This window comes from Streptomyces xanthochromogenes (assembly GCF_014650455.1).
Lineage (GTDB): Bacteria > Actinomycetota > Actinomycetes > Streptomycetales > Streptomycetaceae > Streptomyces > Streptomyces xanthochromogenes.
In genome coordinates this window covers 337070-362792 of record NZ_BMUZ01000010.1, presented here as the reverse complement: position 1 = coordinate 362792, position 25723 = coordinate 337070, and the positions used below count along the sequence as shown (strand labels likewise).

The 25723-nt window shown below is 73.2% G+C and carries 21 protein-coding genes, 1 tRNA gene and 1 riboswitch; of the genes, 12 read left to right on the top strand and 10 right to left on the bottom strand.

The window, feature by feature from the left end; all coding sequences use genetic code 11:
• The first annotated feature begins 122 nt into the window (after nt 1-122).
• Nucleotides 123-2213 (top strand): sigma-70 family RNA polymerase sigma factor, encoded by a 2091-nt coding sequence (locus tag IE267_RS26505; protein ID WP_189764938.1) that lies wholly within the window; start codon nt 123-125, stop codon nt 2211-2213.
• A gap of 130 nt (nt 2214-2343) precedes the next feature.
• On the opposite strand, the gene IE267_RS26500 is transcribed toward IE267_RS26505, so the two are convergent.
• Together IE267_RS26500 and IE267_RS26495 are read right to left on the bottom strand one after the other, a co-directional pair.
• A complete protein-coding gene (locus IE267_RS26500; RefSeq protein WP_189764937.1) occupies nt 2344-5517 on the bottom strand; it encodes an AfsR/SARP family transcriptional regulator in 3174 nt (1057 codons plus the stop codon).
• A 196-nt stretch (nt 5518-5713) separates the two neighbouring features.
• Nucleotides 5714-7855, bottom strand: a complete 2142-nt coding sequence (locus tag IE267_RS26495; protein WP_189764936.1) for an asparagine synthase-related protein — start codon at nt 7853-7855, stop codon at nt 5714-5716.
• A 768-nt stretch (nt 7856-8623) separates the two neighbouring features.
• Between IE267_RS26495 and IE267_RS26490 the strand changes: the two genes are divergently transcribed.
• The 4 genes from IE267_RS26490 to IE267_RS26475 all read left to right on the top strand — a co-directional run bounded on the left by IE267_RS26490 (nt 8624) and on the right by IE267_RS26475 (nt 14129).
• Nucleotides 8624-10039: an NsdA family TPR-like regulatory protein gene (locus IE267_RS26490; protein WP_161245700.1), complete on the top strand. Its 1416-nt coding sequence runs from the start codon at nt 8624-8626 to the stop codon at nt 10037-10039.
• A gap of 51 nt (nt 10040-10090) precedes the next feature.
• Nucleotides 10091-11350, top strand: coding sequence for an L-2-hydroxyglutarate dehydrogenase (lhgD, locus tag IE267_RS26485; protein WP_189764960.1), 1260 nt, complete (start codon nt 10091-10093; stop codon nt 11348-11350).
• A gap of 421 nt (nt 11351-11771) precedes the next feature.
• The gene (gene trmB, locus IE267_RS26480; protein WP_167159676.1) at nt 11772-12518 is read left to right on the top strand and encodes a tRNA (guanosine(46)-N7)-methyltransferase TrmB; all 747 of its coding nucleotides are present in this window, start codon (nt 11772-11774) and stop codon (nt 12516-12518) included.
• Nucleotides 12519-12656: 138 nt separating this feature from the next.
• Nucleotides 12657-14129, top strand: coding sequence for a PrsW family intramembrane metalloprotease (locus IE267_RS26475; RefSeq protein ID WP_167158210.1), 1473 nt, complete (start codon nt 12657-12659; stop codon nt 14127-14129).
• On the opposite strand, the gene IE267_RS26470 is transcribed toward IE267_RS26475, so the two are convergent.
• From IE267_RS26470 to IE267_RS26445, 6 genes are all read right to left on the bottom strand, one after another.
• The gene (locus IE267_RS26470) at nt 14121-15065 is read right to left on the bottom strand and encodes an aldo/keto reductase (protein WP_167158212.1); all 945 of its coding nucleotides are present in this window, start codon (nt 15063-15065) and stop codon (nt 14121-14123) included. The genes IE267_RS26475 and IE267_RS26470 overlap by 9 nt on opposite strands.
• 125 nt (nt 15066-15190) lie before the next feature.
• Nucleotides 15191-16255 (bottom strand): M23 family metallopeptidase, encoded by a 1065-nt coding sequence (locus tag IE267_RS26465; RefSeq protein WP_167158214.1) that lies wholly within the window; start codon nt 16253-16255, stop codon nt 15191-15193.
• Between the two features lie 10 nt (nt 16256-16265).
• Nucleotides 16266-16438: riboswitch (cyclic di-AMP (ydaO/yuaA leader) on the bottom strand.
• 356 nt (nt 16439-16794) lie between these two features.
• The gene (locus IE267_RS26460; RefSeq protein ID WP_189764934.1) at nt 16795-17916 is read right to left on the bottom strand and encodes a PP2C family protein-serine/threonine phosphatase; all 1122 of its coding nucleotides are present in this window, start codon (nt 17914-17916) and stop codon (nt 16795-16797) included.
• Between the two features lie 135 nt (nt 17917-18051).
• Nucleotides 18052-18321: a hypothetical protein gene (locus tag IE267_RS26455; protein WP_167156482.1), complete on the bottom strand. Its 270-nt coding sequence runs from the start codon at nt 18319-18321 to the stop codon at nt 18052-18054.
• 44 nt (nt 18322-18365) lie between these two features.
• Nucleotides 18366-19163: a MerR family transcriptional regulator gene (locus IE267_RS26450; protein WP_189764933.1), complete on the bottom strand. Its 798-nt coding sequence runs from the start codon at nt 19161-19163 to the stop codon at nt 18366-18368.
• A 123-nt stretch (nt 19164-19286) separates the two neighbouring features.
• Nucleotides 19287-19360 (bottom strand) — tRNA-Met (locus tag IE267_RS26445).
• Between the two features lie 496 nt (nt 19361-19856).
• On the opposite strand from IE267_RS26445, the gene IE267_RS26440 reads away from it, so the two are divergent.
• The 6 genes from IE267_RS26440 to IE267_RS26415 all read left to right on the top strand — a co-directional run bounded on the left by IE267_RS26440 (nt 19857) and on the right by IE267_RS26415 (nt 23205).
• Nucleotides 19857-20078, top strand: a complete 222-nt coding sequence (locus tag IE267_RS26440; protein WP_189764932.1) for a hypothetical protein — start codon at nt 19857-19859, stop codon at nt 20076-20078.
• Nucleotides 20075-20389 (top strand): hypothetical protein, encoded by a 315-nt coding sequence (locus IE267_RS26435; RefSeq protein WP_189764931.1) that lies wholly within the window; start codon nt 20075-20077, stop codon nt 20387-20389. The genes IE267_RS26440 and IE267_RS26435 overlap by 4 nt, the downstream gene beginning before the upstream one ends.
• A gap of 211 nt (nt 20390-20600) precedes the next feature.
• Nucleotides 20601-20783, top strand: coding sequence for a hypothetical protein (locus IE267_RS26430; RefSeq protein WP_189764930.1), 183 nt, complete (start codon nt 20601-20603; stop codon nt 20781-20783).
• A 177-nt stretch (nt 20784-20960) separates the two neighbouring features.
• Nucleotides 20961-21701: a DUF6879 family protein gene (locus IE267_RS26425; RefSeq protein WP_189764929.1), complete on the top strand. Its 741-nt coding sequence runs from the start codon at nt 20961-20963 to the stop codon at nt 21699-21701.
• Entirely contained in the window at nt 21698-22540 is an 843-nt protein-coding gene (locus tag IE267_RS26420) for a helix-turn-helix domain-containing protein (protein ID WP_189764928.1), read from the top strand. Before IE267_RS26425 ends, IE267_RS26420 begins: the two co-directional genes overlap by 4 nt.
• Nucleotides 22541-22674: 134 nt before the next feature.
• Nucleotides 22675-23205 (top strand): hypothetical protein, encoded by a 531-nt coding sequence (locus IE267_RS26415; protein ID WP_189764927.1) that lies wholly within the window; start codon nt 22675-22677, stop codon nt 23203-23205.
• Nucleotides 23206-23436: 231 nt separating this feature from the next.
• Here IE267_RS26415 and IE267_RS26410 read toward each other — a convergent pair whose 3' ends face one another.
• Nucleotides 23437-23862 (bottom strand): HIT family protein, encoded by a 426-nt coding sequence (locus IE267_RS26410; protein ID WP_167158230.1) that lies wholly within the window; start codon nt 23860-23862, stop codon nt 23437-23439.
• Nucleotides 23863-24150: 288 nt separating this feature from the next.
• On the opposite strand from IE267_RS26410, the gene IE267_RS26405 reads away from it, so the two are divergent.
• A complete protein-coding gene (locus tag IE267_RS26405; RefSeq protein WP_189764926.1) occupies nt 24151-24672 on the top strand; it encodes a hypothetical protein in 522 nt (173 codons plus the stop codon).
• Nucleotides 24673-24788: 116 nt separating this feature from the next.
• Here the strand turns inward: IE267_RS26405 and IE267_RS26400 are convergent, their stop codons facing one another.
• The gene (locus IE267_RS26400) at nt 24789-25013 is read right to left on the bottom strand and encodes a hypothetical protein (RefSeq protein WP_189764925.1); all 225 of its coding nucleotides are present in this window, start codon (nt 25011-25013) and stop codon (nt 24789-24791) included.
• Nucleotides 25014-25723: the final 710 nt, after the last annotated feature.

Sequence of the window (25723 nt, the reverse complement as noted above, 5' to 3'; positions counted from 1 at the left end):
TGCTCGGGTGCGGTAAACCTCCCCGGATGAGTGGTTGCCGCGTCTGACACTCGGCTCCGCTTGTGCTCTGTGGCAGGCTGGCCCGGTGGTCGGGTCTGGGCGTGCTTACGGGAGCTTCCGCTATGGGCGTTGAAGAGCGGGACGAGTCACTCTCGGACGGCGGCGGCCCCGAATCGGGTGGCCCCGGGGGTGGTCGTCCGCCGCGCCAGGTGCCGAGCCAGGGCGGTCCCGGCAAGGCCGTGCCGAGTGGGTCCGCGTCGGTACCGGGGCAGGGTGTCGGCGGTTCCGGTTCCGAGCACGTGGGGGCGCCCGAGGCCGGCTTGAACGAGCTCGGCGTGAACGAACTCGGTACGCACGAACTCGGTCTGCACGAACTCGGCGGGACCGTACTGCCCGGCCCCTGGGGGCCGATGGACGGGGTCGGCGAGCCCGGCACGAGCGTGCCGTCGCAGCGCGAGGGCGGCCTTCGCGAGGGCATGACGCTCGACCTCGCCGAGGCCGGCCAGTCCGACGCGGACCTCATCCACGCGATGCGGGCCGGCGACGACAGCGCGTACGAGGAGCTGTTCCGGCGGCACTCGGAGGCCGTGCGGCGCTACGCCCGCAGCTGCTGCCGCGACGCGCACACCGCGGACGACCTGACGGCGGAGGTCTTCGCGCGGACCCTGCAGGCGGTGCGCGGCGGGGCCGGTCCCGAACAGGCCGTGCGCGCCTACCTGATGACGACCGTGCGCCGGGTCGCGGCCTCGTGGACGCGGACCGCCAAGCGGGAGCAGCTGGTCGACGACTTCGCGGTGTTCGCGCAGCAGTCCGCGCGCTCGGCCGACGTGTCCGACGACGACACCGTCGACCTGGGTGCCGATGTGCGGGCCATGCACGAGGCCGAGCAGACGCTCGCCATGCAGGCGTTCCGCTCGCTGCCCGAGCGCTGGCAGGCGGTGCTGTGGCACACCACCGTCGAGGAGGAGTCGCCCAGCGAGATCGCGCCGCTGTTCGGGCTGAGCGCCAACGCGACCGCGGTTCTGGCCAGTCGGGCCCGCGAGGGGCTCAAGCAGGCCTATCTCCAAGCTCACGTCTCCAGCGCGCTGACCTCCGGCGGGGACTGCGCGCGCTACGCCGACCGGCTCGGCGCGTATGCGCGCGGGGGCCTGCGGATGCGTGCCGAGCGCGGGCTCAGCAAGCACCTGGACGAGTGCGCGAAGTGCCGGGTCGCGGTCGTCGAACTCAAGGACGTCAACGCCGGTATTCCCGCGCTGCTTCCGGTCGCGGTCATCGGCTGGTTCGCCGCCGGGTTCTCGCTCAAGGCGGCCGGGGTCGTCGCGGGCGGCGCCGCCGGGGCCGCCGGCGCCGGTGCGGCGGCCGCGGCGACGGGCGGCAGCTCGTCCGGTGGCGCGGCGGGGAGTGCCGCGGCCGCGGAGGGGCTCGGCGCCCCGGTCAAGGCCGGTATCGCGGCGGCGGTGGCCGTCGCGGTGGCGGCGGGGATCGTGTTCGCGCTGACCGGCAACGACTCGGCGCCGCCGAAGCCGGATGCGAAGCCGCCCGCGGTGGCGCCCGTCACTCCGCCGAAGCCGCCGCCCAGCCCCTCGCCGCCCGCGGCTCCGGCGCCCGTGCCGCCCGCGCCCGCCCCCTCGCCCGCGCCGAAGAAGCCGGCTGCCCGTCCGACGCTGCCGAAGCCGACGCCGCCCCAGCCCACGCCGCCCCGTCCGGCGCCGCCGAAGCCCACGCCGCCCAAGCCGACGCCTCCCCCGCCCCCGGCGCCGCCCGCGCCGGCGCCGGCGCCGGCGGTGTTCCAGGTGAACCGTCTGGACTACGGCATCCTCGGCGACGGCACCAAGCCGGAGGTGCGGCTCGGCGGCTCCAGCTGGCTGTGGCAGCGCTCGGGCATGAGCATCGGCGAGCACCGCTACGCACACGGGGTGACCGTGCACGGCCGGTCCTCGGTGACGATCGACCTCAACCGCCAGTGCCGTACGTACGACGCGTACGCGGGAGTGGACGACCTCACGATGGGGCTCGGGGCGGTGCGGTTCTCCCTGTACGGGGACGGGGCGCGGCTGTGGCACTCCCCGGTGCTGCGGGGCGGTGATCCCGCGGTGCCGGTGCACGCCGACATCTCCGGCCGCCGGACGATCCGGCTCGTCGTCGAACCGGCCGGGCCGTTCGGCGGGGTCGCCCTCGCGGACTGGGCCCAGTCCCAGATCAGCTGCCGGTAGGGGCCCGCTGCGGCCCGGGTCGGCTTGCTGAGGGCAGGGCCACGCCTTCGGCTCGGCCCACGAGGGGGCGATCGGCACCGAGTTCCGTCCCCGTCGCGGCAGAGCCGTACCGCAGGCGGAGCCGTGCCGCTCAGGCGGTGCCGAGCGCGTCCAGGAGCGGCAGGACCTCAGTGAGCGGAAGGGGCGGGGCTGCCGTGGCGGTCGCGTACTGGTCGGAGGTGAGGGCGTGGTGGGCCCGGGTCGTGATGGAGGCCTCGACGGACCGTTCCGGGACGCTCCGCGGGATCGGGCCGCGCCAGGCGGCGGCCGCCGCGAGCGTCCGTAGCGCCGCCTCGTGGTGGCCGAGGTCCCCGAGCAACTGGGCGGCGCGCTCGGCGAGATGGGCCAGGACCATCTCGGTGCAGCCGGAGTCGGCCGCCGTGCGCAGCGCGTCCGTCATGCCGCGCAGGCCCGCGAGCGGGCCCGAGTCGGCGGCGGCGATCCGGGCGCTCAGGCCGTCGAGCAGCGCGATGAAGTGCGGGGGCGGCGGTCCGAACTCCGCGAAGGTGCGGGCCCGCGCGTACAGGGCGCGGGCGTCGTCGGTCTCACCCCGGTCGAGCGCGACGGTGGCCAGCAGCGAGTGGACGTAGGGCATCGCGTCGGGCACCCGGTAGCGGTCCGCCTCCGTCGCGGCGTCCAGGAGCAGCTTTTCCGCCGCGTCCAAGTCACCTTCCCGGTAGGCGAGTTCACCCACGCGCGCGGTGAGGAACGGCGCCTCCTGGTGGGCTCCGACTTCTCGGGCCAGCTGCAGGGCCTCCTCGTAGGCGGCACGGGCCGGCTCCACGAGGCCGCGCATCATCGCGGCCTCCGCGGCGGCGCCGGCCACCTGGGCCCGCATCCAGCGGTCGCCCACCCGGCGGCCGAGCTCCCGCAGTTCGGCGAGGTCGTCGTCGATGCCCACCATGCCGCCGGGCATGTCCATGCTCATGTGGGTGCGGAACATGAGGGACACCCCGATGGCCCAATCACTGCCGTGCAGGCGGCAGTTGGTGACGACGGCGTCGATGGAGGTGCGCACCATCTCGGGGGTGTCGGTGCGGAACGTCGTGAACGGCCACAGCAGTCCCGGGAAGCGGGCCGCCTGCGGGCCGCCGGCCTCGAAGGCCTGGCGCAGCCGGACGATGCGATCCTGCACCCCGGGGTCGGTGAATTCGCCCCGCTGGTCGGAGTCGGACAACAGGAAGAAGCGGAGCAGGTCCAGGTGGAGCCGCGGCCAGTGGTGCGGGTCGGACGCGTCGACGGGTGCCGGTGACAGCGCGGCGATGGCCCGGGCCCAGGCGGCGCCCTCGTTGCGGTAGTTGCGCAGCCACCAGAACCAGCCCATGTCCAGGGCGAGTTCGGTGGCGGCCGCCTCGTCCGTGCTGGGCCCGGTCGTGGTGCGGCGCAGCACGGCCCGTACGTTGCCGAGTTCGGTCTCCAGGCGGTCGATCCAGGGCAGCTGCTCGTGCGAGCGGACCAGGGGTTCGGCCCGGCGGACCAGGTCGCGGTAGTACGCGGAGTGGGCCAGGCCCGCCTCGCGCAGCGCCTCGGGCGTCTCGGCGGCCCGCTCGGTGGCGTACTCGTGGATGGTCTCCAGCATGCGGTAGCGCATGCCGCTGCCGTCCGTCGCGGGGCCCGCGACGACCAGGGACTTCTCGACGAGGGCGGCGAGTTCGTCGGGGCCGCCGCACACCGCCTGGGCGGCGTCGAGGTCCCAGCCGCCGGCGAAGACGGAGGCGCGGCGCAGCACGTTCCGCTCGGCTTCGTCGAGCAGGTCCCAGGACCAGTCGACGACGGCCCGCAGGGTCTGCTGTCGCGGCAGCACGGTGCGGCTGCCGGTGGTGAGCAGACGGAAGCGGTCGTCGAGGCGGTCGGCGATCTGGCGCGGGGTGAGCAACCTCAGCCGGGCGGCGGCCAGTTCGATGGCGAGCGGCAGTCCGTCGAGGCGGCGGCAGATCTCGACGACGGCCTCGGCGTCGGCGTCCGGGTCGAAGTCGGGACGTACGGTGCGGGCGCGCTCGGCGAACAGGCGGTGGGCCGGGGCCGGGGCGAGCGGCTCCACCGGGCGGACGGCCTCCCCGGGCACGCCGAGCGGTTCGCGGCTGGTGGCGAGGATGCGGAGCCGGGGGCAGTGGATGAGGAGCGTCTCGGCGAGACGGGCCGCCGCGTCGATGACGTGCTCGCAGTTGTCGAGGACGAGCAGTGTGTCCGGGCGGCGGGACAGGTCGTCGACGAGGCGGGCGGTGGGGTCGTCGTGGGTGGCCTTGGCGCCCTGGGCGAGCAGCGTCGTCTCGCGCAGGCCGAGCGCGGAGACCACGGCGCCGGGCACCGCCTCGGGCTGTTCGAGCGGGGCGAGTTCGACGAGCCAGCCCTCGGCGGGCGCCGCCCAAGCCGCCTGTTCGGCGAGGCGGGTCTTGCCGGTCCCGCCGGGGCCGATGAGGGTGACGAGCCGGGATGCCGTCAAATCGGCCTGGATGACAGCGAGTTCGCCCTCCCGGCCGACGAAGGAGGTCAGGCGCGGACGGAGGTTGCCGATGCGGGGCCGCGTCACGACCGGCTCGGGAGCGGGCGTCCCCTCCAGCAACTCTGCGTGCAGAGCGATGAGTTCGGGTCCCGGGTCGGCGCCGAGGGCGTCGACAAGGGTGCGGCGCGCCCGGTCGTACGCGGCGAGCGCCTCGGCACCGCGGCCTTCGGCGCGCAGCACCCGGATGAGCTGGGCGTGCAGGGTCTCGTCGTACGGGTGGGCGCCGAGCAGTTCCGTCAGTTCGGGCAGCAGCGCACTCGTGGCGCCGCGCCGCAGGTCCGCCTCGATGCGGCCGCGCCTGGCGGCCAGGCGCTGGGCCTCGGGGCGCAGGGCCGCGTCGCGTTCGGGGAGGTCCGCGAGGGCGGGGCCGCGCCACAGGGCGAGGGCGGCACGCAGGGTGCCGGCGGCGCCCTCGGGGTCACCGGCGGCGAGCTGGGCCGCGCCCTCGGCCGCGCGGTCCTCGAAGGCGTGCAGGTCGACGTCGTGGCGCTCGGCGGCCAGCCGGTAGCCGGCCGGACCCGACCCCACGGCCTGCCTGCCGAGCGCCCGGCGCAGCCGGCCCACCAGCGCCTGGAGGGCTGCGGGCGCGTCCTGGGGCGGGTCGTCGGCCCACACGTCGTCGATGAGCGCGGGCACGGAGACGGGACGCGGGGCGCGCAGCGCGAGGGCGGTCAGGAGGGAACGCACCTTGGGCCCGCCCAGGGGTATGGCGGTGCCCTGGTCGTCGCACGCCTCCGTGGCGCCCAGGATCAGGTACCGCACGCGTTCATTGTGACGGGCTTTCCCCGGGCGGGGGAATCGTTTTCCTCCCGGCGCACGCGGGCGGCTCGCCCCGGGTGCCCACTGGGGGGCCGAGGCCGTGTCCGTGCGCGGCTCCGCCCCGGGACGCGGCCGGCCGGTGCCGGGCCCCTTCCGCGCGGCCCCGAGCCCCGCGGAGGGCGCACCGGGGCACGAAACTTCAGGACCGCAGCGTGGGGCGCCGGGGCGGCACCACTCCGCCCGCCACCGCCCGCTGCCTCGGCGCCGCCGTGCCGGTCCAGCAGGTGCCCCGGCGGGCGAGCAGGCGGCGCAGCCACAGTTCGGTGGAGATCAGGTCGGCCAGGCCGTCGAGCGGGAGCGGCTCGCCCGCGGCGGCCGCCCGTACCGCCTTGCGGACCGTGCGGGCCTCGATCAGGCCCGCGTCCGCGAGCAGCGGCGCCTCGAAGAGGGAGATCAGCGGGTCCGCCGACTGACGCAGCCCGGCCCGGGCTGCCGTGGCCGGGGGCGTGAGGGAGGGGGTGCCCCAGCCGGGGGGCAGGTCGCGCACCCCGGACGCCGAGAGCACCGTCCGCAGGATCGAGGCGCGGGCCCCCGGCTGGACCCGCAACGATTCGGGCAGGGTGCGGCAGGCCCGGACGACCTGGTTGTCCAGGAAGGGGGCGTGCAGGCGCTGGCTGCGTACTTCCGCGGCCTGTTCCAGGATGCGGTGGTCCGCCGCGTACCGGGCGAGGGCCGCCGACGCGCGGGCCTCGCCGGGGCGCAGTGACGGGGCCGGGCGGGTCGCCGAGGCCATCAGGCGTACCGATACTTCGGCGAGCGCCTCCCCCGTCAGCCAGCGCGCGGCCGGGCCCGGGCGGGTCCACGCCAGGGCGGCCAGCGAGATCGACAGGGGGCTCGCGGCATCGTCGAAGCGGGGCTCGCGCAGGGCGTCCGCCGCCGATTCGATGCCGGTGCGGTAGGGGGTGCGGGCCAGCCGACGGGCCGCGCGGTAGACGGTGAGCGGGACGAAGAGGGAGTTGGCCGAGGGTCCGCCCGCCTTGGCAAGGGCGGTGGCCGGGCGCAGCAGATGGCGTCTTTGACGGTCCATCAGAAGGTCGGCCAGGCGCGCCGGATGGGCGTCGAGGACCTGGCGGGCGCCGCTTCCGGTGAAGTGGTCGGCGCTGCCCGAAAGGAGCCTGCGCCGGTGGCGCGGGGCCGCGATCAGGGAGGGGCCCGGCTCGTCGGTGAGCGGGCCTTCGAGGTCCGCGTACGGCAGGGACTCCTCGCCGCCGGTCACCACCACGTGGTGCAGCCGGGGGTTGGCGGCCATCGCGCCGGCCCGCTCCAGCTCCGCCTGGCGGCCCGCGCCCGGCACGGTGAGGTCGTTGAAGGTGACGGCGAGCAGCCGCTCACCCGCGCCGGTGCCGTGCCCGAGTACGGTGCCGGGCACGCCGGGAAGACCGGCCGCGAGCAGGGCGAGGGTGGCGGAGGCGGGGCCGCCGGAGAGGTCGGACCCTATGCCGGGGGCCGGCCCCCCGCGGGCGGCGCGGCGCTCGGCGGGGCCCATGCCGGGGACCGGGCCGGGGTCGGGCGGCAGGGTCTCGGGGGCGTGCCGGGGCGCGGTGAGCCTGGCCCGCACCGCGGACACCAGCGCGTCCCGCACCCCGTCCACCGCTGCGGCGGGCGGCAGTTGGGGCGCGGCGACCGCGAGGGAGGCGACCGGTTCGTACCCGGTGATCTCGCGCGAGCCCTCCCGCAGGACCAGCGCGTGGCCGGGCGGGATGCGGCGCACGCCCGCGTAGGGCGTGGAGTCGCCGAGCGCCTCGGGCACGTCGGGGCAGGCGAGCAGGGCCGCGAGGTGGCCGATGTCGAGCTGGGCCTCGATGAGGTCGGCCAGCGGAAGTGCCGCCGTGCCGTAGGCCGTTCCGCCCGCCCAAGGGGTGTAGAAGACGGGCCGGGCGCCGGCCAGGTCGCCGACTACCGTGACGCGGCGGGCCACTTGGGCGACCGCCGTGTAGCTGCCGGGCCAGGCGGAGAGATGGCGCAGGGCGCCGCCGCGCGCCGCGAACAGGCCGACGCGCAGCTCCTCGTCGGTGGCGGCGCAGCAGCCCAGGACGGCGAGGCGGGTGTCGGCGCCGACGCTGACGATGCGGATCTCGTCGGGCCGCCAGTCGCCCACCGCCCACAGCGGATCCGGGTCGCCCCACAGGAGTTGGGCCCCGACGGGGTGGACGGTACGGCCCTCGTCGGGCTCACCGACGGCGCCGGCCGTGCCGTATCCGCCCGCCTCGTACGCGCCCGTACCGTAGGTGCCCGTGCGGAAGCTTGCGGCGACGCTGCTCCACCCCACCAACCATCGCATCGCGCCTCCACAGGCTGTGGACAACTCGTGGACAACCCCGGACCGGCCCCTCCGCGGCCGCCCCGCCAGGAGGGTCCGTACGGGCCGAAGGAGGCCGGGCCCCCATGCTGCCACGACAAGGGCGCCCCTGAGGGGCCCCGGGTAGCGGACGCAAAAAGTGAATTCGCCCCGGCCGGTGGCCGATTGGCGTCGTTCTCGGGACGTACGGGACGGGTCGCGGGTGATCGACGAGGCGGTCCGGGAGTCCCGGGCGAGGGGCGATATTCAGCCATTCTCACGCCGCCGAGCAACGGCCCCACCCGTCTCCGGAGGCCCTCGACGCACAGTCCGGGAGGCGCTGTTCGCCTCCCGGACCGGTCCGCCGCCCGCGGGGATTGAGGCGGCGGTGTCCCCCAGCCCGCTGGATCCATGCAGCGGGCCGACCCACGCACCACACATGGAAGCGCCCCCCTGGTGGACCGGCGAGAGCGCACGGCCGGGCGCACGGCCACACATCGGGAGCGCGGCGGCGGCCACTCCCGCCGCACCCCGGCGCAACGGCCCCCGCGGCCGAGGCGCGCCCCCCGGTGTCGGCAACCGGCCGTACGGAAAACAATCTCGCCATACGGAAGACCGCCTCTTAACGGTCGGGATGCGGCGAACTACGCTGTGTTTACTGCTGTTCCTCACGGGTGGCATATTCCCGAGGGCTCGGCCACATGCTTTTGCGGCCGACGATCCGGACACCACACCGCCCGGGGGAACGCCGTCTGTGTCGAGGGGTGGCGCATGTCCAGGGAGCAACGCGGGCCGAACGAGAAGCTCGGCACCGTTCTCGCCCTCGCGGGAATCAGCAATGCCGGCCTGGCGCGACGGGTCAACGACCTCGGCGCGCAACGGGGCCTGACCCTTCGTTACGACAAGACCTCCGTGGCCCGGTGGGTCTCCAAGGGCATGGTGCCCCAGGGCGCCGCGCCCCATCTCATAGCCGCGGCCATCGGCGCCAAGCTGGGCCGGCCCGTCCCACTGCACGAAATCGGCCTCGCCGACGCCGATCCGGCCCCCGAGGTCGGGCTCGCCTTCCCGCGCGACGTGTCGGAGGCGGTGCGCTCGGCGACCGATCTGTACCGACTGGATCTGGCCGGGCGGCGGGCCGGCGGCGGCATCTGGCAGTCCCTCGCGGGCTCCTTCGCGGTCAGCGCCTACGCGACGCCCGCCTCCCGCTGGCTCATCACACCCGCCGACTCCTCGGTGGCCCGCAGCATCGACCTGACCGATCTGCCCCCGCTGAAGGTCGGCCACAGCGATGTGGCCAAACTCCGCGAGGCGGCCGAGGACGCCCGCCGCTGGGACTCCAAGTACGGCGGCGGCGACTGGCGTTCGTCCATGGTTCCGGAGTGCTTACGCGTGGACGCGGCCCCCCTGCTGCTCGGCTCCTACAGCGACGAGGTGGGCCGGGCCCTGTTCGGCGCGACCGCCGAGCTGACCCGGCTCGCCGGGTGGATGGCCTTCGACACCGGCCAGCAGGAGGCCGCCCAGCGCTACTACATCCAGGCCCTGCGGCTCGCGCGCGCCGCGGCCGACGTGCCGCTCGGCGGCTATGTGCTCGCCTCGATGTCGCTCCAGGCCACCTACCGCGGCTTCGCCGACGAGGGCGTCGACCTCGCGCAGGCCGCCGTCGAGCGCAACCGCGGGCTCGCCACCGCCCGCACCATGTCCTTCTTCCGCCTCGTGGAGGCCCGCGCCCACGCCAAGGCCGGCGACGGCCACCCCGCCGAGGCGGCCCTGAAGGCCGCCGAGGCGTGGCTTGAGCGCTCGCGCGACGGCGACTGCGACCCCTCCTGGCTCGGCTTCTACTCCTACGACCGCTTCGCCGCGGACGCCGCCGAGTGCTACCGCGACCTGAAGGCGCCCCGGCAGGTGCGCCGCTTCACCGAGCAGGCCCTCTCGCGGCCCACCGAGGAGTTCGTCCGCTCGCACGGCCTGCGCCTGGTGGTGAGCGCGGTGGCCGAGCTGGAGTCGGGGAACCTGGACGCGGCCTGCGCGGCCGGCACCCGGGCCGTCGAGGTCGCGGGCCGGATCTCCTCGGCCCGTACCACCGAGTACGTACGCGATCTGCTGCACCGCCTGGAGCCGTACGGGGACGAGCCACGCGTCGCCGAGCTGCGCGAACGGGCCAGGCCGCTGCTCGTGACCCCCGCATAGGGTCGCCGGCGGACGTTTACCGGGATTGTCAGTGGGCCAGTGCAGTATGTGATGAGGGGGTCCGGGGCCGTCCTCCGGGAAGACGCGACCGGGGTGGGAGGTGCCTGGGTGACGACGTACGACTGCGACGTGCTGGTGGTCGGCGGCGGGATCGTGGGTCTGTCGACGGCGTACGCCCTGACGCAGGCCTCGCCCGGGACACGCGTGCTGGTCCTGGAGAAGGAGAACGGCCCGGCCCGGCATCAGACGGGGCGCAACAGCGGAGTCATCCACAGCGGCATCTACTACAAGCCCGGCTCGCTCAAGGCGCGCTTCGCGGTGCGCGGGGCGGAGGAGATGGTCGAGTTCTGCGCACGGCACGGCATCGCCCACGAGGTCACCGGCAAGCTGATCGTGGCCACCGAGCGCGCCGAGCTGCCCCGGCTGCACGCCCTGGTCCAGCGCGGCCGTGAGAACGGCATCCCGGTGCGGGAGTTGGGCCCTGCCCAGATAGCCGCGTACGAGCCGGAGGTACGCGGGCTCGCGGCGATCCACGTCTCGACGACGGGGGTGTGCGACTACGGGGCGGTCGCGGCCCGCCTCGCGGAGCTGTCCGGCGCCGACGTGCGCTACGGCGCGGAGGTCGTCCGCATCGACCGGCGCCCCGAGCTCGGCGTGGCCGTGCGCACCGCCGACGGCACGGTGCTGCGCGCCCGGGCCCTGGTCAACTGCGCGGGGCTGCACTGCGACCGGGTGGCCCGGCTCGCGGGGGACGACCCCGGGGTGCGGATCGTGCCGTTCCGCGGCGAGTACTACGAGCTGGCCCGCCCCGGCCTCGTGAAGGGCCTCGTCTATCCGGTGCCGGATCCGGCGTTCCCCTTCCTCGGCGTCCATCTGACCCGGGGCGTCGACGGCTCTGTCCACGTCGGGCCCAACGCGGTGCCGGCCGCGGCACGGGAGGGCTACGACTGGCGCACGGTCCGCCCGGCCGAGCTGGCCGGCACGCTCGGCTGGCCCGGCACCTGGCGGATAGCCCGCAGGCACTGGCGGTACGGGGCCGGGGAACTGCACCGGTCCTGGTCGAAGCGGGCCTTCACCGAGGCGGTGCGCCGGCTGCTCCCCGCGGTCACCGAGGCGGACCTGCGGCCCGCGCCCGCGGGCGTTCGGGCGCAGGCGGTCCTGCGGGACGGCACGCTGGTGGACGACTTCCTGATCCGGGAGTCGGCTCGCACGATCCACGTCCTCAATGCGCCGAGCCCCGCGGCGACGGCGTCCCTCCCCATCGGCAGGGAAGTGGCATCCCGGGTCCTCCAGACCCTGCCCCGCTCCTGACCCCGACCGCCGTCAGCCCCGCGCCACACGGCCGGATACGCGGCTCCCCGCGCCCCTGGGCATGCCGAGGCCCGGCGGCCCCCGAAGCTGCCGGCCCCCGCCACTCCGGCCAGGACAGACACCCTCAGGGGCGCGGGGAGCTGCGCGAACGGCCCCCACGACCCGCAGCCGAAGACGGTGCCAGGGGCGCGGGGAGCTGCGCGAGAAGCGGGCACGGTCCGGGGCCGACATCGGGGTTGAGGGGCGCGGGGAACTGCGCGAACGGCGGGCCCGGTCCGGGGCCGGGGCAGGACGCACCCCGCCCCGGCGAGGGGGGCGGGGCCGGGGACGGGCCCCGAATCCGCCCGCACCGTAGAATCGGCGCATTGTGTCTGAGCAGCCCCGCACCCCAGAGCCCCCCGCCCAGGCGACCGAGAAGGTCCTGCCGAGGGACAAGGCACCCCGATTCCCCGGCGGCCCCGCCGCCGACCCGGCGGGCTCGCACCACGAACGCCGCATCCGCAGCTTCCAGCCCCGCCGAAGCCGTGTCACCACCGGCCAGGGCGAGTACCTGGAACGCCTCTGGCCGGTCTGGGGCTTCGACATCGACGGGCTGCGCAAGATCGACCCGGCCGAGATGTTCGACGGCCTCCCCGTCGTCCTGGAGATCGGCTTCGGCATGGGCGAGGCCACCGCGCAGATGGCCGCGGACGACCCCCGCACCGGCATCCTCGCCGTCGACGTCCACACCCCCGGCCAGGGCAACCTCCTCGGCCTCGCCGAGCGCAACGGCCTGAGCAACATCCGCGTGGCCAACGGCGACGCGATCATCCTGCTGCGCGAGATGCTGGAGCCGGACGCGCTGGACGGCCTCCGCGTGTACTTCCCGGACCCGTGGCCCAAGAAGCGCCACCACAAGCGCCGCCTGATCCAGCCCGAGTTCCTCTCGCTCGCCGCGACCCGGCTGAAGCCCGGCGCCGTACTGCACTGCGCGACGGACTGGGAGGACTACGCCGAGCAGATGCTGGAAGTCCTCGACGCTCATCCCGACTTCGAGAACACCGTGGACGGCGGCGGCTACGCGCCGCGGCCCGCGTTCCGGCCGCTGACCCGCTTCGAGGGCCAGGGCCTCGACAAGGGCCACGTGGTGCACGACCTGATGTTCCGCCGCGTCGCGCACAGCGGATAGCGGACAGCAGGCAGCGGACGTCAGGTGGCGGACAGCGGACGGCAGGAAGCGGACACCGTGCGGATCGGGCCGGGCGCGGCACAGCGGGTAGTGCAGGCACCGTCGCGCATTGTCAGTGACCCTCGTTAGGGTCGTCTGGTGTCCTTCGAGTCGCTTCCGCATCGCCCGCCCCCCGGGCAGGCGCCCCAGCAGGCCGGGCCCGGCCATCCGGCCCAGCCCGTTCCGGCGTGCGCGGAGGAGCCCCGCTTCGACGGGGTCCCGCCGGACCGCGCGAAGTGGCGCTACCGCCCGCGCCGCGACTTCTGGCGCTCCAAGGCGGTCCGCGCAGGCGCGCTGATCACCCTGCTCGCCCTGTGCGGCCTGGTCATCCTCGCGCTCGTACGGGACCAGACCGGCACCGAGGGCTTCCTGGTCGGGCTCGGGCTCGCGGTGCTTCCGGTGCCGCTGCTCGGCGCCGCGTTCCGCTGGCTCGACCGGGTCGATCCGGGCCCGTGGCGCAACCTCTTCTTCGCCCTGGCCTGGGGCGCCTGCGCCGCGGCACTCGTGGCGATCATCGCCAACTCCTTCGCGACGCGCTGGATAGCGACGGCCACCGCCGACCCGTCCTCGGCCGACCACCTGGGCGCGAGCGTCATAGCGCCGATAGTCGAGGAGAGCGCGAAGGCGGCGGCCGTACTGCTGCTCTTCCTGTTCAGGAGACGGGACTTCAAGGGGATCGTCGACGGGGTCGTCTTCGCCGGCTTCACCGCGACCGGCTTCGCCTTCACCGAGAACATCCTCTATCTGGGCAACGCCTTCGGCGAGGACCAGGCCAGCCACAGCGGGGGCCTCGCCTCGACGACGGCGGCGACCTTCTTCGTACGGGTCGTCATGTCGCCGTTCGCCCACCCCCTGTTCACCGTGATGACCGGCATCGGCTTCGGCGCGGCCGCGCTCGCACCGGCCGGCAAGCGGCTGCGCCGGGTCGCGTTCCCGCTGCTCGGCCTGGTGTGCGCCATGGGCATGCACGCCCTGTGGAACAGCTCGACGCTGTTCGGGGTGTACGGCTTCTACATCGTGTACGGGGCCTTCATGGTGCCGGTGTTCGGGCTGCTGACCTGGCTCGCGATCTGGAGCCGACAGCGCGAGCTGCGTACCGTCGCCGCCGAGCTGCCCGCGTACGCCGCGGCCGGCTGGCTGGGTCCGGCCGAGCCGCTCGCGCTGTCCTCGATGCGGGCCCGCGCGACGGCCCGCGACTTCGCGCACCACCGCTTCGGCGGGAAGCCGGCGGCCCGGGCGGTCGCCGAGTACGAGGCGTTCGCGACCGCGCTGGCCTTCCTGCGCCACCGTGCGTACCGCAGCCGGGGCGCCACGGGACCGGGGCCCGACTTCGCCGCCCGCGAGCAGGAGTTGCTTCACCATCTGTGGGAGCGCAAGCCGATCGCGGGCCCGGCGCTGCTGCACGCGGCCGGGGCCACAGGACGCATCTGGGTGCCGCCGCAGCCGGGCCCGCCGCACCCCTACACCCAGCACGCGCAGTACGCCCCGTACGCACCGCATCCGCAGTACGCCCCGTACGGGCAGCCGGGTCCCGCCGCGGGCCCGGCCCCGTACAACCCGTACCTACGCTGAGGCGGCGGTCAGCTCGGAGAGCTGGGCGTCGGTGAGCTCCAGGTCGGCGACCGCGAGCAGCGCGGGGAGCTGTTCGACGGTACGGGCCGAGGCGATGGGGGCGGCGACGGTGGGCCGGGCCGCCAGCCAGGCGAGCGCCACCGTGGCGATCTCCGCGTCGCGCTCCTGGGCGATCCGGTCGAGCGCGGCGAGCACCTTGCGGCCCCGCTCGGTGTCCAGGTGCTTGCCCGCGCCTTCGGCCCGCGCGCTGTCCACGCTCTGGCCGGGGCGGTACTTGCCGGTGAGGAAGCCGGAGGCGAGCGCGAAGTAGGGGACCGCGGCGAGGCCCGCGTGCGAGGCGGTGTCCTGGAGGGCGCCCTCGTAGGTGTCGCGGGAGACCAGGTTGTAGTGCGGCTGGAGCGCCGCGTACTTGGCGAGGCCCTCGCGGTCGGCGAAGTCCAGGGATTCCTGGAGCCGTGCGGGGCTGATGTTGGAGGCGCCGAGCGCACGGACCTTGCCCTCGCGCACGAGCTGGTCGAGGGCGGTGACGATCTCCTCGACGGGGACGGAGGTGTCGTCGAAGTGGGTGTAGTACAGGTCGATGTAGTCGGTGCCGAGGCGGCGCAGGGACTCCTCGGCGGCGGCCTTGATGGTGTCGGCGGCGAGGCCCTCGTACTGGGGGTGCGAGCCGACCTTCGTGGCGACGACGACGTCGGCGCGGTTGCCGCGGGCGGCCAGCCACTTGCCGATGATCGTCTCGGACTCTCCGCCGGAGTTGCCCGGGGCCCACTTCGAGTAGGCGTCGGCGGTGTCGACGAAATTGCCGCCGCCGGCGGTGTAGGCGTCGAGAACGGCGAACGACTGGTCCTGGTCGGCCGTCCAGCCGAAGACGTTGCCGCCGAGGGAGAGGGGGAACACGGAGAGGTCGGAGGAGCCGAGCGCGCGCAAGGAGGTCATGGACCCCTAACCCCCGGCCCGGTCCCGCCTATTCCGCTCCCCGGACCTTCGGAGGCGTGGGGAACCGGGCAATCCGAGGCCCCGGCCGGGCTGTCGGCCGCCCCGGCCCGCAGGGCGAAACCGGCTCAGGGGTTGAGCCCCTTCGACTGGAGCCAGGCCATCGGGTCGATGCCCGTACCGGACGGCGTGTGCACCTCAAGGTGCAGATGCGGACCCGTGACGTTCCCGGTCGCCCCGACCCGTCCGATCACGTCCCCCGTGGCCACCTTCTGCCCCACGCTCACCGCGAGCGACGACTGATGGCAGTACCACAGCTCGCTGCCGTCATCGAGCTCGATGACCGTGCGGTACCCGTAAGCCCCCGCCCACCCGGCCGACTTGACCGTCCCGGAGTGGATCGCCTTCAGCGGCGTACCCGTCGGCGCGGCGAAGTCGAGGCCGGTGTGGTGGCCGGAGGACCACATCGAACCTGCCTCGCCGAACGTCGAGGTGAGCGTGTACGAGCCGACCGGCAGCGAGTAGCTCGCGGCCAGCTTGGCCAGCCGCTCCTCCTCCGCCTTCTTCGCCGCGGCTGCCTCCGCCGCCTTCTTCTCCGCGGCGGCCTTCGCCTCCGCCGCGTCCTGCTTGGCCCTGGCCTCCTCGGCGGCCTGCTGCGCGGCGGCCTGCTGCGCGGCCTCCTTCGCCTCGGCGACAGCCCCGGCCTTCTGCTGTGCGGCCTGCTGGAGGATGCGGGCGCGCAGCGCCTCGCCCGCGTCGGTGGCGCCCTGTTCGGCCTCGCTCGTGGACAGGCCGGTCATGGTCAGCGGCGCGGCCGCGATCTTCTGGTCGGCCTGCGCGGCAGCCGTCCTGGGGCTGCTCGGGGCGTCGTGCGCGACCAGCTCGCCGACGCCGGGCAGCGACCCGAGATCGGGCAGGCTCTCGCTGATGGAGTCCGGCAGGGATATGGACACCGGCGGCTTGGTCTGCGCGGTGGCCATGCCACCCGCACCGACCGCCGCGATGACGCCGACGCCGAGGACGGTGGAGCTGCGCGCGAGTCCGCCGCGCTGCTTGGCGACTCTGTGCCGGCCCCGGACCGGGCGTACGGACTCCTCGGTCGGGTCCCACTCCTCCCAGCTCTCGTTCTCGCCGGGCGCGTCGCCGTACACGGAGGGGAGGGGGGTGCCGAGGGCAGGCTCGTTGGACGCCACGGGGGGCGCTCCTTTCCTTCCTTCTCGCCTACCGGTTAGCGGTGGGGGTTCCCCCTGGCCCTTAAGGCCTCGGGGGAGGGTTCGGAGCAGGAAGGTCTCCTACGAGCGCCCATGACGGACGTCCGATTCACCCCAAGTTGGTGGTTCCCCGGTTCCCCGAAGGGGATTCGGCGCAGGCGCGCGGTGCCGCCTTGGCGGCGGCTGGGACGACCGCGCTGCGTTATCGAACGTTAATAGACACCCGGGGCGGATTCCAAGCCGTTCCCACTGATCGTTCATGGCCATGGCCCGGACTTAGCGCCCATTGCCAGGGCAAAGCGGGCGAGTTGACGTCCCTTCAGAGTCACCCGCGTCACACCCGGTTTCTGACGGTGTGTCAATTGTTATGCGCAGCGAGACCCTTCGGGCACCCACCGTGACGGCACGGCCGAGCGCTCATCGGCCCCCCTTACGACCGCTCACCGGCCCCCCGCGCGCGACCGCTCGCCGGACACCCTCACGGCCGCTCGCCGCACTCCCCCACGACCGCTCACCGGGCCTCACTTCACGATCGTCACCGTGCGCCGCCGGTCGGGCTGGCCCTCGGCCGGCCGGCTCACCGCGAGCAGCGCCATGTCGTCGCTCGTGCCGCCGCCCGTGTAGCGGCGTACGTCGTCGACGAGGGCGTCCAGGACCTCGTCCGGGCCCGGGAAGATCGCACCGCGAAGGCGGACGGCGGGCTGATAGAAGACGCCCGTCCCGTCGCGCGCCTCGGAGAGCCCGTCCGTGTAGAGCAGCAGGGTGGAGCCGGGCGGGAAGGCCCGTACGTCCGAGCGGTCCGGCCACACCCCGAGGTCGGCCATGCCGAGCGGCAGCGCGGGCTCGCTCGGCTTGAGCACGTCGAGGGACCCGTCCGGGTGCAGCAGGAACGGCTCGGGGTGGCCCCGGTTCACCAGGCGTACGGTGCCGTCGCCGCGCGGGATCTCGGCGAGCAGCGCGGTGGTGAACCCCTCGACCGCGTCGAGCCGGTCGCGCCGGGTGCCCTCGCGGGCCAGCGCCCGCTCCAGGCGCTGGGTGACCGCCTCCAGGGACGACTCCTGCTCGGCGGCCTCACGGAACGCGCCGATCACCACGGCGACGGCCTCCACCGCCTGGAGCCCCTTGCCGCGTACGTCACCGACGATGAGCCGGACCCCGTACGGGGTGTCCTGGACGGCGAAGAGGTCCCCGCCGATGAACGCGTCCGCCTGCGCGGCCTCGTACCGCGCGGCGACGTGGAGTCCGCCGATGCGGGACGCGGGCGTGGGCAGCACGGCGCGCTGCGCGGTCTCCGCGATGACACGGGCGGAGGCGAGGCGCTCCCCGCTGCGACGCAGGATGCGGTTGATGAAGAGGGCGAGCGCGCTCACCGTGAGCACGGTGAACAGCTCGCTCGCGCCTTCACCGAGGTTGGGCAGATCGTGTATGAACCAGAGCGCCACGACGGCGGCCACCGAGCAGAGGCCCACGGCGGCCGTGCCCCGGGCCGAGTAGAACGGCGCGGCGATGACCGGGGCGCCGGCGAACAGCGCGGCCGCGGTCAGGTCCGGCGGGGTCGAGGCGTCGAAGGCGAAGCCCACGCCGACCAGCAGTACGGGTAGCGCCCGTACCAGGCGCCCTTCGCCCTCTGCTCGCTGCCGCACCCGTCCAGCCTGGCCCGTTTCGTCCCCGAAGGCGACTTGAGGCGCCCAGGCGAGTGCCCGGCGGGCCGAGCGGCGGGGCTGCGGGCGGTGCCGGGCCGCGCTGCCGGGCCCTGGACCGGGCGGGGGGCGGCCGGGTCAGTGGCGGCGGCAGCGGTGCGGGCCGGGGCGGCCCCGGGCGCAGCTCCCCCGGGTGTGCCGGTGATTGGCGGCCCGCTCGGGCACGCAGGGCAGCTCGACCCAGCCACCCCGGTTCAGCCGGCACCCCTGGGTCGGAGCCGAGACCCGGGCGACGGGGATGCCCCGGGCGGGCACGGGCGGCCCGCCCGGCTGCGCGCAGCCGCCGAGCCCGAGCAGACAGAGGGCGACCAGCACCAGACCACCGGCCGCCTCGCGCGGAGTCCTCACCAGCCACCCAGCCCCTCGAACGCTCACCTGTTGCGAGCGAGAGACTACTCTCGGCGAACACCCCCGTCGGCCGAACCGTCTCCGGCCGAATCCGGGAGATGCCGCTCGGCGTACACCGTCAGGGCATCCCGCACGAAGACGGCCGTGCCGTCACCGTGCTGGTCGTAGTTGACGCCGAAGCGCGGATCGTCGACGTACATCTGCCCGATCCCGATGACGTAGGACCGGCCGACGTCGGTGGTGGTGGACAGCCAGGCGACGTGCCGCCGCGCGATGTCCTGCGCGAGCTCGCCGTCGGCGGCGGCCCCCGCGCCGTGCGCCCGCCCCCAGTCCCGGGCGATGTCCTCGTGCTCCTTCAGGAAGCCCTTGCGCTGCGCCTCGGTGAGCGAGCGCCACCAGCGGTCGCCCTTCTCGTAGGCGTCCCGCCCCCAGCGCCGGCTCACCTCCTCCTCGTGCCGGGTGTGGTCGAAGCCGTCGAACACTTCCTCCGCCATGAGTTCCTCTCCCCTCTCCGTCTTGTGCAGGGTGGTCCGCACGGACGCGATCTGCCGCGCGATGCGTTCGCGCTCCTGTTCGAGAAGCCGCAGATGGGTACGCAGGGCGGCCGCCGGATCGCGCTCGCCCTCCAGGAGCTCGCCGATCACGGACAGCGAGAGCCCCAGCTCGCGCAGGAGCAGAATCCGCTGGAGCCGGACCAGGGCGTCCTGGTCGTAGTAGCGGTAGCCGTTGCTCCCGATACGGCTCGGGGCGAGCAGGCCGAGGTCCCCGTAGTGCCGGAGAGCGCGGCTCGTCGTCCCGGCCTTCCTGGCGATCTCCTGGATCGACCACTCCTTGCCGTTCACACAGCCCAAGCTAGATCTTGACGTTGCGTAAAGGTCAAGGCGCAAAGGTCAAGGCGTACCGGCCCGCGGGGGAACGCGAAGAGGCCCGGCACTTGAAGACAAGTGCCGGGCCTCTTCGTTCAGTAGCGGGGACAGGATTTGAACCTGCGACCTCTGGGTTATGAGCCCAGCGAGCTACCGAGCTGCTCCACCCCGCGTCGGTAAACACAACTCTACGCCATGAGGAGGGGTGCTCCGAACCATTTACCCGGGCGGACGGAAACGGAGGCGCCGGAAGGGCGGAAGAGCGGAAGTAGCGTGTCCGGGCGATGTGCGGTCCCGGACCGGTGCGTGCGGCACCCGACGGGGCGATGGACGAGGGTGTGCCGTCGACCTTGATGACAAGTGTCCCTTGGGTGCGACGCTCCTCACTCGTTCCGTCACTCGTTCTGCCGGTCCTGCCACTCCTGGCGCGAGGTCGCGCCGGCCGTGCCTTCCTGCGGGGCGCCCCGTGGCCGTCCTGGACGAACCGACGGCCGTCATCGACGCGGCAGACCGAGGCCGAGATCCTCGAGAAGCTGCGGGCGATCCCCGTCCGCACGACCATCCTGCTCATCGCGCACCGCCGCCGGACACCACCTCGACGATCTCGTGCCGGAAGCGTCCCGATGCGCATTCCGACCCCATCTCCCCCTGTACAAAGGAGAATTGACGATGGAGAACGACCGGACCACAGCCGCCCGCACCGCCTGGGGCGCCGGTGGCGTCGCCCTCATCGTGCTCGGCGGCGCGCTGATCTGGATCACCCAGACCAGGGCCGCCGGCCTGCCGGACGAACTGAGCCTCATGGCCAGTCTGGCAGTGCGCGGGGTGACGTTCCTGTTCCTCGGCGGCGGCGCCTGGTGTCTGGTGCGCGCCGGAAAGCAGCAGATGTGACGGCACTGCTCCAACTCGCCTCGCTATCACTGGAGTTCAACGAGCGGGTCGCGCTGAAGGCCGTCGACCTCACGGCACGGGCAGGCAAGCCGGTCGCCCGCGTGGGACCGAACGGACAGCACCCCGAGGCCGACGCGCAGATCGTCGACGGGTCCGGCGCGGCCGGGTCCGGCGCCGGGCGGGTCCGGCGCGGCCGGGTCGCGGAGGACCTCGACGGCATCGACGAATCGGCCCGCTCCACCGCCGCCCGCCGGAACCCCTCATGGACGACTGGTGCTGGGCGCCCCGTGTCACCGGCCTCGGGCCCGTGACGGGGGCCGCCTTTGTCGTTGCGGCAAGAAGGAAGCCCCCTCGCGCCCTCATGGCGGGGGTGATGCGCGGGGTGATGCGCCTCGCGGCGTCGGTGATGCGCCTCGCGGCGTCGGTGATCCGCCCCGATCCACCTCGATCCACCTCGATCCGCCATCAACTGCCAGACCGGAACTGCCCTTCCAGCACCACCCGGACAGGGACAGTCAAACCATGACCCCAGAGCTTGTTCCGGCCGCCGCCCAGCCTCTCCCCGCTCCGGCCGGCGCCCCCTACGTTCCGCTCACCGCACGGATGGCGGCCCGGCTCGCCGGCGAAGGCTCGCCGGTCGTCGACCGGGTCACCGAGGCCGCCGACACCGTGCCGTCCGCCTCGGCGTTCCAGTCGGCCCTGTAGCTCCCGGCGTGCGGGCCCCCTGCCTGGCCTTCGGGTCGGACCGGGGCGCATTGTCGTGTGGCATTGCCCGCACACCCCGCCGACGGCACCTCGATTCGCAATCTGCCGCAATCACGGGGCGCGCGGGAGATCGCCCTGCGCATGCTGATTCCCCAACAGGGCCGGACGGAGGGCGACATGACACTTCGCTACATCGGCACCACCAGCGACGACGGCGACTGCCCCACGCTGTACGAAGTCGAGGGGACCGGGGACATCCTCGTGCAAGGCGAGCGGGTGACCGACCCCGAGCACCTGGTTCAGCTGCGCGACGTGAAGGAGTCGGAGACCTTCGTCACCGTGCCGCGTGAGCTGCTCGCTCGGTTCGCTCCCCGCGCCATGCCGAACGACCCGATCCCCTTTTCCGAAGTGACGCACATGTTCGCCGACTTCAAGCACACGGCCTGGCGCCTGGAGACGCGCCGCGGCTACGCCTCCGACCGCAAGGGCGAAAAGTGGCAGCGCTGGCAGGCCGGCGAAGGCATCGCCGACGAGCCCTTCGACGCCTGGCGGACCAACGTGCGCAAGCAGACGGATCAGGGGAAGCGCTTCGAGCGCGTCCGGCTCGTCGACGTGCCGGCCACCGAGGGGCAGCGGTACCTCCTGGCCTCCGGACTCGGGAACGTCGCAGCCGGTGAGGACATCCGCAACCTGACCCGATCGGAAGCCGGTCGTCTCGGACTGCCCGACTGGGACTTCTGGCTCTTCGACTCCCGCACCCTGGTCCGTCTCGTCTTCGACGACGAGGACAACACCCTGGGCGTGATCGTCAGCGAAGATCCTCCCGAGGTTCTGGCCGCCTGCCAGGCGCGTGACAAGGCCTGGCACTACGCGACCCGTACCGAGGAGTTCCAGAGGCAGGTACGTTCCACCGTGTGAGCACGGACTTCCAGAACGCGAGGATCGCCTTGGGTGCGCGGCTGCGGGAACTGCGCACTGCGGCCGGCCTCGACGGGAAAGGCATCGCGGAACGGCTCGGCTGGCAGCGCTCCAAGGTGTCCCGCCTGGAGCTGGGGAAACAGACCCCGACGCCGGGTGATCTCGGCGCTTGGGCGCGCGCCGTCGGCCGGCCGGAGCTGACGGGCGAGCTGACAGGACGCCTGTCGGGGGTGGAGACGAGGTACCGGTCGTGGCGCCGTCAGCTGGCCACCGGGCATCGCGTCAGGCAGGAGCTCGCCATCGCGGAGACCGCGGACACGAAGGCGATCCGCGGTCTGGAAGTCGCGCGCATCCCGGGCCTGTTCCAGACACCGGACTACGCCCGCGCGACCTTCGCCGCGAACTCCGAGTTCCGGCAGGTCGCCAAGGACATCGACGAGGCCGTACGGACACGGATACGCCGACAGCAAGCCCTGTACGAACCGGGCAAGAGCTTTCGCTTCCTCGTGTGGGAGGCCGCCCTATACGTGCGGATGTGCTCGCGCGAGGTTCACGCGGCTCAACTGGACCGGCTCGTCGGTCTGATCGGCCTCGACACCATCGAGCTCGGCATCGTGCCGCTCGGAGCGGAGCTGCGGCGCACCCCGGCACATGGGTTCTGGATCTACGACCGTCGTCTCGTGATCGTCGAAACGATCGACACAGAGATGTGGCTCGACGACGAGGACTCGATCCGCCTGTACGAGCGCGCGTGGGACTGGCTGGCCGAGTCTGCCGCGTACGGCCCGCAGGCGCACCGCATCATCGCGCGCGCCCGGGCATCTCTCGACACCGCCTGAGCAATCCCGGCGAACCTTTCTGCCTACGTGCGCAATTGCGCGCAATCGCCGAGCGGATCTGTCGCCTGCTTCCTTAGCTTGCCGGTCACTACGGCGCTCCGCGCCGCTTCGAGCAGCCGACGGCGGAGGCACCCATGAACACCGTTGACACCCCAGTTGTCCACCCCCTCACCGAGTCCGAGCGGGAGTCGATCCGCGACTGGCTCGCGGGCAGCCTCAACCGGCCCCAAGTGGCCAAAGACCAATGGGAGAAGGGCGGCATCGCCGCACTCGCCCTCGGCCGCCGCTTCTCGGCCGTGCGCCTCACCGAGCCGCTCGTGTACGCGATCACCGGCAGCAGGATGTCCGTCCAGGCGACCCGAGCGCTGGCATCCGCCTTGCGCGGCCCCGTTCTCCACGCTCCGTCGATCCAGCGGTTCTACGCCTTCACTCCGCCCGCGGCGCCGACCTGGGGGCACAGTCCGTACGCGGAGTACCTCGGCCGCGACAACTACTTGGGCGTGCCCCCCATCGAGCGCACCGACCCCGAGGACGGTCTCGAAGGCTACTGGGCCGTGCCCGTGACCCGCCCGGGCGATCTGTGCGACCCGTCCCGACTGGCCGCGCTGATCGTGGCCGGGTCGCTGGAGTTGAAGGGGCTGGAGTTGGAGGGGGCCGAGTCGTGAAGCGGTGGGACTACGTCGTGTACGAGCGAGAAGGCCGGACCGGGCTCATCACGCTCGACCCTGACCGGCATCAGTGCGGTCTACGGTCCCGACGGCGTCCGCCTCGCCGACGGAGCGACCAGTACGCGGGCGCGGCCTGGGCGCTGCGTCGAGCAGGCGGGAGGACCGGTGACGTACGCACTTGCCGTGCACGAGACCGTTACGGCCCTGCGCTCCCTTTCGGACACCGGCTCAACTTCCGTGGCGCCGGCCCGAAGCCAGGGCGTCGGCAAGCCGGGCCCCCGGATCGCCGGTGACGCGGTGTGCGGAGCGTCCGGTGGGCCAGGTCGAGATTCCGTCGTCCACCCACCGCGGAACGACGTGGAAGTGCAGGTGGGGCACCGACTGCTGCGACCCCGGACCGTTGGCGCTGAGGATGTTCACCCCCGAGGCGTTCAAGGCGGTCCGCGCAGCCTCGGCCACACGCTGGACCAGCGCCGCCGTCACGGCGAGGACCTCGGGCGGGGTCTCGAACACGTCCGCGTAATGCAGCGTCGGAACCACCAGAGTGTGACCCGGCGCCAGCGGGTTCAGGGGAGCGAAAGCACACGCCACCGGACCACGCTCCACCCAACTCGCGGTGCCTTCACGGATGAGCCCGCAGAAAATGCAATCCATACGGCTGACCCTGCCAGCACGGGAGCACCCTCATCGGCCAACCTCAGTACCCGCGACGCCGCTCTCCCACTTGATCGGCAGCTGTTCACCCTCGCCGCCGCCGTCCCGCAAGCCGGGGCACAGCGCCCCTCGCCGGTGGGACTACCAGCACATGGGCGCGGCAGACGCTCGGGGCGCAGCCGGACCACGCACGCACTCAACTGCCTTACAGGCCTTGTGATTTGACTGATTCGCCAGTTAGCTTCGCCTGGCTAGCCTCACCTTTCGGCATAGTGACGGGGCGAAACCATGGTCGACACTCCGACGGGCAGCGGCGGGGACGGCAAGTGGCTGATAGGGGCGGTCGGCACTGCGCTGACTGTCGCCGCCTTCTTCGGCATACACAACTTCTCGGAGCTCAAGGACTGGGCCAACGGCACCAGCCACACGGTCAGCACCTCGCAGCCGCCACCTTCCCCCTCGGTGACGGCCAGCTGCTCCACCACCTTGTTGTACTGCGGCAAAGTGCACTTCTCTCAGGTAGGGCCTCCCCAGTTCGAGGGCCCCTGCCACAGCGTGGGCAACGGCGGATGCCCCGTGTCCCGCGTAGTCACCAACACCGGCACCGAAACCGGCGGGGCAACGGTGAACTTCTTCCTCGAGAAGGAGGGCGGCACCTCCGCATCCGAGTCGGCCGGAAGCGTCGGAAGCTGCACAGCCATCATCCCCTCGACCCCCAAGGGCGGATCGGTGACCGCCAGGTGCACCATCAACGCCTCGTACCAGGGCAGCGTGTCGCTACGCAGCGCCGTCAACGATCCCACTGGCTGACCACCTGGCCGGGCTCTCCGACCAGTGGCCCACCTCAAGCCCGTCTCCGCGTTCGCACGTCGGCGACTCCAACGGCGGCCAGGGCAAAGCCGCGCCCCGCCCCCTGGTGCTCAGGGTCACGGGCCACTGCTGCCGACTCCTCCGAGGAGGCCCAGGGCCGTGAGGATGGTGACACAGAGCGTCATCACCAGGATGAATGCGCCGCCGCCATAGAGCACCGAAGCCGCGATGCCCGAACCAGCCACATAGCTCAGCACACCAGCCACACCCGCTACGAGGGTGGAGGAGACCAGAGCCAGGAGGAGGAAGAGCACCTGCGCGGCGAAGGGGGAGAGTTTCACCGGTCCAAACCCTTTCGAAAGGGTGACCGAACCGATGGCAGGGGTGTGCCTCAGCTCGGCCACATGAATGTGACCCAACTGAGGCTTTGGACGCATCAAAGCGCTCGTTACTACACAGCTACGCCGACGGTGCCCCCTTGCGTCCACCGATCGGGGGAGCTTCGTCAGCCAGCTTCCTGGGACGGTCCTCGTTGCCGTCGCCTGCCTGACTCCGCGTGCGAGGCCCTCCTCGCATTCACGAGCGTAACTCCCCCAACTCCGTGATCGCCATAGCTGGTTGAAGAACGGGTGGGCCTCCATTCACCGCGCTTCGTTCTCTGATCTGCGCAGCGATCAACTCCTCGATGTCCTACCGCTTCAGGGGGAGCGCTCGCCGACTGGATCGGCAGGACCGGAGGCGCGTGGGGCACCATCCCCATCCCGAACGTCGCCATCGCCGGACGCGTGCGGGATGCGGTCGAGCCTGCCCGCACGGCCTTGTGGATCGAGCGCGACAACGATCCCCGGCGGGGCGGCATCGTCTGGAGCGCGACGGTCACCCGCGATGACTGCGGCTTCCTGTCCCTGCAGATGCAGACCGGAACCTTCGACAGCTGCCTCGACCACTGCCGGTTGCCCGACGCCCCGGAACTCCCCGACGCCCAGCTCGACCGCCGGCTCGCCGACGACGCGGCCGACCTCGCCCCAGGTCAGCGCAGCGCACCCGGAAC

Bases quoted from the DNA above. Each gene is read 5' to 3' on its own strand.
- IE267_RS26505 (WP_189764938.1), top strand. From the start codon at position 123: ATGGGCGTTGAAGAGCGGGACGAGTCACTCTCGGACGGCGGCGGCCCC.
- IE267_RS26495 (WP_189764936.1), bottom strand. From the start codon at position 7,855: ATGCGATGGTTGGTGGGGTGGAGCAGCGTCGCCGCAAGCTTCCGCACG.
- IE267_RS26490 (WP_161245700.1), top strand. From the start codon at position 8,624: ATGTCCAGGGAGCAACGCGGGCCGAACGAGAAGCTCGGCACCGTTCTC.
- IE267_RS26405 (WP_189764926.1), top strand. From the start codon at position 24,151: ATGGTCGACACTCCGACGGGCAGCGGCGGGGACGGCAAGTGGCTGATA.
- IE267_RS26410 (WP_167158230.1), bottom strand. From the start codon at position 23,862: ATGGATTGCATTTTCTGCGGGCTCATCCGTGAAGGCACCGCGAGTTGG.
- IE267_RS26440 (WP_189764932.1), top strand. From the start codon at position 19,857: ATGGAGAACGACCGGACCACAGCCGCCCGCACCGCCTGGGGCGCCGGT.
- IE267_RS26470 (WP_167158212.1), bottom strand. From the start codon at position 15,065: ATGACCTCCTTGCGCGCGCTCGGCTCCTCCGACCTCTCCGTGTTCCCC.
- lhgD (WP_189764960.1), top strand. From the start codon at position 10,091: ATGAGGGGGTCCGGGGCCGTCCTCCGGGAAGACGCGACCGGGGTGGGA.
- IE267_RS26430 (WP_189764930.1), top strand. From the start codon at position 20,601: ATGACCCCAGAGCTTGTTCCGGCCGCCGCCCAGCCTCTCCCCGCTCCG.
- IE267_RS26425 (WP_189764929.1), top strand. From the start codon at position 20,961: ATGACACTTCGCTACATCGGCACCACCAGCGACGACGGCGACTGCCCC.
- IE267_RS26415 (WP_189764927.1), top strand. From the start codon at position 22,675: ATGAACACCGTTGACACCCCAGTTGTCCACCCCCTCACCGAGTCCGAG.